Source organism: Agathobaculum sp. TL06, assembly GCF_054658635.1.
Window position 1 is genome coordinate 1 of sequence record NZ_BAAGGY010000045.1, and the last position, 7,747, is coordinate 7,747.

Annotated in this window: 7 protein-coding genes and 1 pseudogene; 3 read left to right on the forward strand and 5 right to left on the reverse strand. The window is 50.4% G+C overall.

The window, feature by feature from the left end:
* Both ACYQ3S_RS15280 and ACYQ3S_RS15285 read left to right on the forward strand, forming a co-directional pair.
* Positions 1 to 188: 4-hydroxyphenylacetate 3-hydroxylase C-terminal domain-containing protein (locus tag ACYQ3S_RS15280; RefSeq protein ID WP_459690219.1), on the forward strand; the 188-nt coding region annotated here is incomplete at its 5' end.
* A gap of 29 nt (positions 189 to 217) precedes the next feature.
* A complete protein-coding gene (locus ACYQ3S_RS15285) occupies positions 218 to 1,534 on the forward strand; it encodes an acetyl-CoA hydrolase/transferase family protein (RefSeq protein WP_459690220.1) in 1,317 nt (438 codons plus the stop codon).
* Positions 1,535 to 1,665: 131 nt separating this feature from the next.
* Here the strand turns inward: ACYQ3S_RS15285 and ACYQ3S_RS15290 are convergent, their stop codons facing one another.
* Genes ACYQ3S_RS15290 through ACYQ3S_RS15305 form a run of 4 tightly spaced genes read right to left on the reverse strand, consistent with a single transcriptional unit; the run spans position 1,666 to position 6,158 of the window.
* Positions 1,666 to 2,703, reverse strand: a complete 1,038-nt coding sequence (locus tag ACYQ3S_RS15290; RefSeq protein WP_459690222.1) for a sugar ABC transporter substrate-binding protein — start codon at positions 2,701 to 2,703, stop codon at positions 1,666 to 1,668.
* Positions 2,704 to 2,724: 21 nt separating this feature from the next.
* Positions 2,725 to 3,687 (reverse strand): ABC transporter permease, encoded by a 963-nt coding sequence (locus ACYQ3S_RS15295; RefSeq protein ID WP_459690223.1) that lies wholly within the window; start codon positions 3,685 to 3,687, stop codon positions 2,725 to 2,727.
* A complete protein-coding gene (locus tag ACYQ3S_RS15300; RefSeq protein WP_459690224.1) occupies positions 3,684 to 4,652 on the reverse strand; it encodes an ABC transporter permease in 969 nt (322 codons plus the stop codon). Before ACYQ3S_RS15300 ends, ACYQ3S_RS15295 begins: the two co-directional genes overlap by 4 nt.
* Entirely contained in the window at positions 4,653 to 6,158 is a 1,506-nt protein-coding gene (locus tag ACYQ3S_RS15305; protein ID WP_459690225.1) for a sugar ABC transporter ATP-binding protein, read from the reverse strand.
* A 450-nt stretch (positions 6,159 to 6,608) separates the two neighbouring features.
* Between ACYQ3S_RS15305 and ACYQ3S_RS15310 the strand changes: the two genes are divergently transcribed.
* Positions 6,609 to 7,490 (forward strand): AraC family transcriptional regulator, encoded by an 882-nt coding sequence (locus ACYQ3S_RS15310; RefSeq protein WP_459690226.1) that lies wholly within the window; start codon positions 6,609 to 6,611, stop codon positions 7,488 to 7,490.
* A 75-nt stretch (positions 7,491 to 7,565) separates the two neighbouring features.
* Here the strand turns inward: ACYQ3S_RS15310 and ACYQ3S_RS15315 are convergent.
* A pseudogene (locus ACYQ3S_RS15315) lies at positions 7,566 to 7,747 on the reverse strand (hypothetical protein); the annotation flags it as partial.

The following is a 7,747-nucleotide window of genomic DNA, read 5'->3' on the forward strand; positions in this document are numbered from 1 at the left end:
CGACCGAGGACCGCATGCGCGTGCTGCGGCTGATCGAGAACATGACGATGGGTACGGCCGCGGTTGGCTACCTGCCCGAGTCCATGCACGGCGCGGGCTCCCCGCAGGCCCAGCGCATCATGATCGCTCGCCAGTCCAACCTCGAAATGAAAAAAGAACTCGCCAAAAACATCGCGCGCATCAAGTAACCGCAGGCATTGGAAAGGCGGAAAGATCAATGGATTGGAGAACCTATTATAAAGAGCATACGATGACGCCGGAGCAGGCGGTTTCGGTCATCAAGGATGGCGATCGGGTGGTGTTCGGCCACGCGGTCGGTGAACCGATCATTTTCCAGCGAACGATGGCGCGTCTGGCGGAACAGTTCCACCAGGTTGAGGTCGCGCATATGGTTTATCTCGGCTCGGGCGAGTACCTGCAGCCCGGCATGGAGCCGCATTTCCGCCACAACGCGCTGTTTGTCGGCGGGCTGGCGCGCAAGCCGATCGCAGAGCATCGCGCGGATTATACCCCTGTGTTCTTTTCCGATGTGCCGCGTCTGTTCCGCGACGGCACACTGCCTGTCGATGTGTTCGCGTTTACCTGTTCCCCGCCGGACGAACGGGGCTATGTCAGCCTCGGCCTGTCCTGCGATTACGGCGCGCAGGCGGTCAAATCCGCCAAAACCGTGATCGCGGAGGTTAACCCGAACATGCCGCGCACCTATGGCGAAACCTTTGTGCATGTGTCTGAGATCGACGGTTTCCTGTGTTCCTGGGAACCGCTTCCCGAATCCAAACCGGCGAAGATCAGCGACGCCGACCGGCAGATCGGCAAATACATCGCCGACCTGGTGCAGGACGGGGACTGCCTGCAGCTTGGCATCGGCGCGCTGCCCGACGCGGTCTGCTCTTTCCTGGGGGAAAAGCACGACCTCGGCCTGCACAGCGAAATGATCTCGGACGGTGTCCTGCCGTTGCTGGAAAGCGGCGTAATCACCGGCAGGCGCAAGCAGCGCGATACCGGCAAAATCACGGTGACATTCCTGATGGGAACGCGCCGGCTGTATGATTATGTGGACAACAACCCGCTCATCCGGATGCTTCCGGTGGATATTTGCAACGATCCCGCGGTTATTTCACAAAACGACAACGTGGTTTCGATCAACTCCTGTGTGGAGGTAGACCTGCAGGGCCAGGTCTGCGCTGAGGCCATCGGCCTGCGGCAGATTTCGGGCATCGGCGGACAGATGGACTTTGTGCGCGGCGCGAACCTTTCCAGAGGCGGGCGGTCGATCATCGCCCTGCATTCCACAACTAACGACGGTTCGGCCTCCAAAATCGTACCCACGCTGACGACCGGCGCGCCGGTCACAACCAGCCGGTGCGACGTCAACTATATCGTGACGGAATACGGCGTGGCGCAGCTTCGCGGCCAGACGCTGCGGGAACGCGCCCGCCGTCTGATCGCCATCGCGCATCCCAGCTTCCGCGAGCAGCTCGCCGCGGAATATGAGCAGCGCTTCGGAGAAAAGCTCCCGCTTTCTCCCGCCTGACCGCGCGCTTTCCCTTTTGCGATACACTTCTTCACTTCTCTTTCTTCTCCGTCCGGACGGGGTATCCCCGTCCGGACAAACCCCAGGCGCCCGCAGCAAAACGCTGCGGGCGCCTGGGGTTTGTCTTGCAGTCATTTGGAATACAGAATACCGGGGACCTCATAAGCGCTCTCCAGAGTCTCGCCGTTCAGCTTTGTCACTGCTGCCATGATCGCGCTATATCCCTGCAAGTTGCCATTTTTATCATATGTCATCGTCAGTTGACCTGCGTCCACTGCTTCCTTTGCATCCGGATTCGCATTCAGGCCGGCAATCAGGATTTCTCCCTCCTTGCCGCTTTGGGAAACAGCCTGTAACGCTCCCATCGCCATTTCATCGTTCGCTGCAAAAATCGCTGTCACATCCGGATTTGCCTCCAGCAAATTGAGCGTTACCGTATAGCCATCCGTACGGTTCCAATCTGCTGCCTGAGAAGCAACCACATTAATTCCCTCATATTCATCGAATACATCATTTGCTCCACCGACAATATCGATCGAGCTTTGTGTACCCGGCTTTCCCTCAAGAATGATCACATCTCCTTCGCCATTCATTTTTTCTGCCAGTGCTTTAGCCACCTCAACACCTGCTGTGTAGTTTTCTACCGCGATAAATGTATCAACCGCGCATGTACTCGTATCGATTTTTGTATCTACGTTAATTACAGGGATCCCCGCTGCATTGGCTTCTTCAATCGCCGGCACAATGCCAGTTCCATCCGCTGGAATAACGACGAGTGCGTCTACCCCTTTCGCAATCTGCTGCTGGATCAGAGATATCTGTTCCTCATTGCTCTCCGGCGTATTCGGCGCCAGTACAGTAACTTCGCAGCCGGAATCCGCACCAGCCTGCTCCGCACCCTCCTGAAGCGCGATCCAGATCGGGTTTGTCAGGTTTTTCTCGATGACCGCGATCTGATATACCTCATTGGCTGTTGCGTTCAGAGTATCTGCACTCGTTTTCTGCCCTGTAGAATCTCCCGCTTGGGAGGTCGTATCCGCTGCGCTACCGTTCGTATTCGTCACAGCGGTGTCTGGTGCTACACTCTCATCCGAAGTACATCCTGTCACACACCATGCCAATGCACATGCACATACAAAAGCCGCCGTTTTTTTCCATGTCTTCTTCATTATTTTCTCTCCTTTTCTTAATTATGTTGCCTGTGGTTTTTTACCGGTTGTAACTTTTTCCCCCAACAGATCGATAAACAGTGATAGAATAATGACCGCCCCGAATACTGCATCCTGCCACAGCGAAGAAACCTTGTTTAGGTTCATGGCGTTTGTCAGGAACATCATGGTCAAAACGCCGACCAGCGTGCGCCCAACACCTCCCTTTCCTCCACCGAAACGCGTGCCGCCAATCAGTGTCGCTGCAATCATTTGCAGCGTGAAGTCGGCCCCAATTGTCGACTCTGCTGCATTCAGGCGGGAAATATACAGCAGGCCGGTGATACCCGCCAGCAGTCCGTTAATCGTATACACCGCGATCAAGACCCTGTCGGAATTGATGCCGGATAAGGTAGTTGCTTCTTTATTGCTGCCTACACCGTAAATATTGCGTCCAAATACGGTTTTCTTCATAACAGCAAACATGAGCAGGAAAATAACTGCTGCGATCCACAGCAGGTTGGAAATCCCCAGGATGCTGCCTCCCGCAATACTGCAAAACGCATCACTGAAGCCGTAATACATCATACCTCCCATAAACAGATATGCCAGTCCGCGCGCCACCAGATTCATGCTGTAGGTCGCAATAAAAGGAACCAAGTGTATTTTGGTGATTAGTATACCGTTGATATAGCCAATTACGCATGAAATCACGACCGCCGACAGGATACCGAGCGTATCCTGTCCTTTCACAAGAAAGTACGATGCTACACAGGAGGAAAGCGCAAGCGTAGACCCGATAGACAGGTCGATCCCGTTCGCAAGAATCGCCAGCGTCATACCCAGCGAAATAATCAGCAAAAATGGGAGCTGCTTCATAACTACAGTCGCAAAATTGTTCAGTGTAAAAAAATTCGGTGTTGTAATAGAAAACACCAGGATAATCAGCAGCAGCATAACCACTTGCGAATACTTAAAGGCTGCATTGATAATCTGTTTTTTCATGATTTATACACCCTCTTCAGCATTTGCATTTTCTTTCGCCGCTCGCCAATTCCATCCGCAATGATGATCGCCATTACCGCGACACCTATAATAAAGGTTTGCCAATATGGCGATAGGCCAATCATAGTCAGCCCATTACGCAGGGTGCGCATGAGCGCAGCCCCAATAATACAACCCGATACCTTGCCGACGCCGCCGGAAAATATCGTACCGCCAATCAGCACTGCCGCGATTGCATCCCACTCGTATCCGCTTCCTCCAATCGGACTGGCTGAATTCGTCTTTGCAACCAGCAAAATACCGCTTACCGCCGCCAAAAAACCCGAAATAACATACGCGATTACCAATACCCGTCTGGTTTTGATGCCTGCCAACCTTGCGCTGACTTCTGAACCTCCCATGGAATACACATTGTACCCAAACGTTGTTTTTGTTGAGAGATATACCATAATCACACATAAAGCAATAGCCAGCCAAATCATAATATATATCCCCAGAAATTTTCCCGAAGACAACAGGCGAAAATTACGGCTTGCGATTGAAATGGTATTTCCATCCGATATAGCGAGCGCAACACCAGAGCAAATGCCCATGACAGCGTAAGTAACCACCCAGTCGCTGAAATTCAGATATGCGATCATCAAGCCGAGGAGTAATCCGATCACTGTCCCCAGAAGCAATCCAACCAGTATCGCCGGACCCATCATCAGATGATTCTGCATCAGCATGGCCGTAATCACGCCTGTGAGCGACATAACTCCGCCAATGGATATGTTGATTCGCCCCGTGAGGATTACAAGATTCATGCCCAAAGAAATGATAATCAGAATGCTGCAGTCCTTAAGGAGATTCTGCAAATTGTATGCGCCTAAGAATCCAGGCTCCAGTACAGCGAAAAACGCGCCGATCACGACCAGCCCATACAGTACACCGGGTATCTTGCCGATTGCCTTTTTCGCTTTCATCTACTCTGCCTCCTTTCCCACCGCATAAGCGACAATATTTTCCGCCGTAATTTCATTTCCTTCCAGTTCTCCGGTAATTTCTCCGTCTTTCATAACATATACACGGTCAGAAACGCCTATCAATTCCTTTTGATCTGAGGATATCGCTAAAATGGCATAGCCCTCCGAGGCAAGTTGATTCATCAGCGCATAAATTTCTGATTTCGCACCAACGTCGATTCCTCTGGTCGGCTCGTCAAAAATCAAAATGCGGCAGCCGGTAGCAAGCCACTTGGCAATAACAACCTTCTGCTGGTTTCCTCCCGATAAAGCGGAAACACTCCGTGTAATATCCGGTGAGGCAATGCGAAGTTCCTCACGGTATTTCTCCGCTTGTTCGTTCTCGATCTTATGATTGACAATCCCGCCCTTGAAATATTTCCACATGCTCGCCTGTAGAATATTCGTCCGGATGGAGTGGGATTGAATCAAACCTTCCGTCTTTCGGTCTTCTGGCAGGAATCCGATACCTGCGGACACAGAATCTTTGGGAGAGTGCTTTTGCATCTCTTTTCCATATAGGAATATCTTTCCTTCGACAACCCGATCATAGCCGTAGATTGCTTTGGCCAATTCCGTGCGCCCCGCACCAACCAAACCACCGAGTCCGACAATTTCACCCTCATGTACTTTGATATTCACATTTCGGAAACGCAGTCCGGTCAGTCCGACCGTTTCAAGTGCAACCGAGCCGCTCTTTTTTTCTTTGCGGCCATATAGATCTCCGATCTTCCTGCCTACCATCATGGATACCAGCTCATCCATCGTTGTATTCCTGGTTTCCACAGTTCCTATATACCGGCCGTCACGCATGACGGTAACTCGGTCTCCAATCTCAAAAATTTCCTCCATCCTGTGTGAGATGTAAATTATGCCGATCCCCTGGCTGCAAAGGCTGCGAACAATCCGGAACAAAGCATTGATCTCACGTTGTGTCAAGCTGGAGGTCGGCTCATCCATAATCAGAATTTTTGTCTCGATGGATAACGCTTTTGCCACCTCTACCATCTGCTGCTGTGCAATACTGAGTTCTTTTACCTCGACATTCGGGTCCAGTTCCACGCCCAAACGATCCAGAAGGGCCCGACTGTTCTCAACCATGCGCTGCGTATCTACCGATCGGAGCCATTTATTTTTCACCGGCTCGCGACCCATATAGATATTTTGTGCCACAGTTCGGGCAGGGAGCATGTTCAATTCCTGATGAATCATACTGATTCCCAGCCTTTGCGCGTCATCTACCGAACAGATATCAGCCTTCTGTCCTTCAAAAAGGATTTCCCCCTCGTCTTTTGTGTACACACCTGCCAGCACTTTCATCAGTGTTGATTTTCCTGCGCCGTTCTCTCCCAGCAGCACATGTACTTCTCCACGTTTTACATCAAGCCGCGCATCCTCTAACGCCTTGACCCCGGGAAACGACTTCGAGATATGCTGCATCTGCAAAATACATGCCGTGTCTCCCAAATGGAACGCCTCCTCCCATTTTGCTTATACTTACCTGTTTTTAAGCTGGCATCCTTACCTCCAGCCGCCATTCTCCTCCGTTTCATATAAACTCTCTGTTTTTTGGCAAATTTATCTATAATCTTCACCAAAGCCTGCCGCTTTTTATTTATAATACTGTATTTTTCATAACCATGCTATCTTATCAATGTGCAGTTGTATTTAATTTTTATATGTTAGTGCTTTCTTTTCCCTGATTGCACAGCTTATATTGACAGTTCCTGTACTTTTCTCTATAGTGAGAGTATCCCCCGCAATTTTCGCTGACCGTTTTCCTCCTTGCATGTGTTTCCCGCTCTCTTTGGGGTACCCTATCTCTACCCGTCTGCCGCCGCTGTCACTTACCGTCTGTTCGGGTGGCTGAGATTATGCAATTGCATATCAGGCACTCTCGTTATGCAAGGAGTTTTTATGGATACAATTCAATTATTTAACAGCAGGGATCATGACGTACCGATCGACAAGTCTATCTGGAACTATTATTACAAAAAGAATATTGGCGGAGAGCATATGAAGCAGCCCCATTCCCATAATGCCATCGAGATCGAATGCATTGTTGACGGACATCTGTTCTTAGAATTCAAAAACGAGTGCCTCCGACTTTCCAAAAACGATATCGTCATTATCAAGCCTAATGTTCTACACAAATTTCTTGTTCCAAGCACATGCAAAGTCTGCAAGCGGATCAATATTGCGATTTTATGCTCCGCACTGGAAGATGCGGAAATCAGTACGTTTTTCGCAAGCACACTGGATTCCTACTCGCAGGATTATCTTCTTTTAGAGCAGAACAGCATCATTCAGGAGTTGATGGCCCATATCGTTCGGGAGTTATCCCGACGCAAATGGGGTTATAACACCGTAGTAAAGGCGGAATTGACCTCCCTTATGGTGCTTCTGCTCCGCTCAATCCGCAAGAACGCCAACAGCAATAAGCCAACCTATGCACAGCAGGCAAAACAGCTTATGGATGCCGCGCCAGCCGAGGCTTGGACGCCCTCCACGCTGGCACGGCAACTCAATATCAGCGCCAGCTACTTGATGCATCTTTTTCATGCAGAATACAGCGTTACGCTGATGAAATACCTGGAGCGCATACGTTTGGAACTTGCAAAAAGACTGCTATCTGATACGCAGGACAGCATTCTTTCCATCTCATCTGACGTAGGCTTTTCCACCTTGCAACATTTCAGCTATGTTTTTAAGAAAAATATTGGCATATCACCGACGCAATATAGAAAAATCAGTCAGGAAATTATTTATAAAACCGTAGACTTAGCAGAGAACGACTGATTTCTTAAAAGAGAACGGCAAGCAACCATGCTTGCCGTTCTCTTTTTAAGAAAGAAAAGAAAAGGATTCCTCCGGTCAATCGTATGCGAGGGTATAGATATGGCGCTCGCCGGCGAGGACGGCGCGTACCGCCTCGGGGTCGCGCTGGGTCATCAGCTCGGTCGGCGGAAGCTGACCCGCAGGGTAGCGCTCCAGAATGTCGTTTACCAGCTTCTCCCGCTCCAGAATGTCGTTTACCAGCTTCTCCAGATACTCCA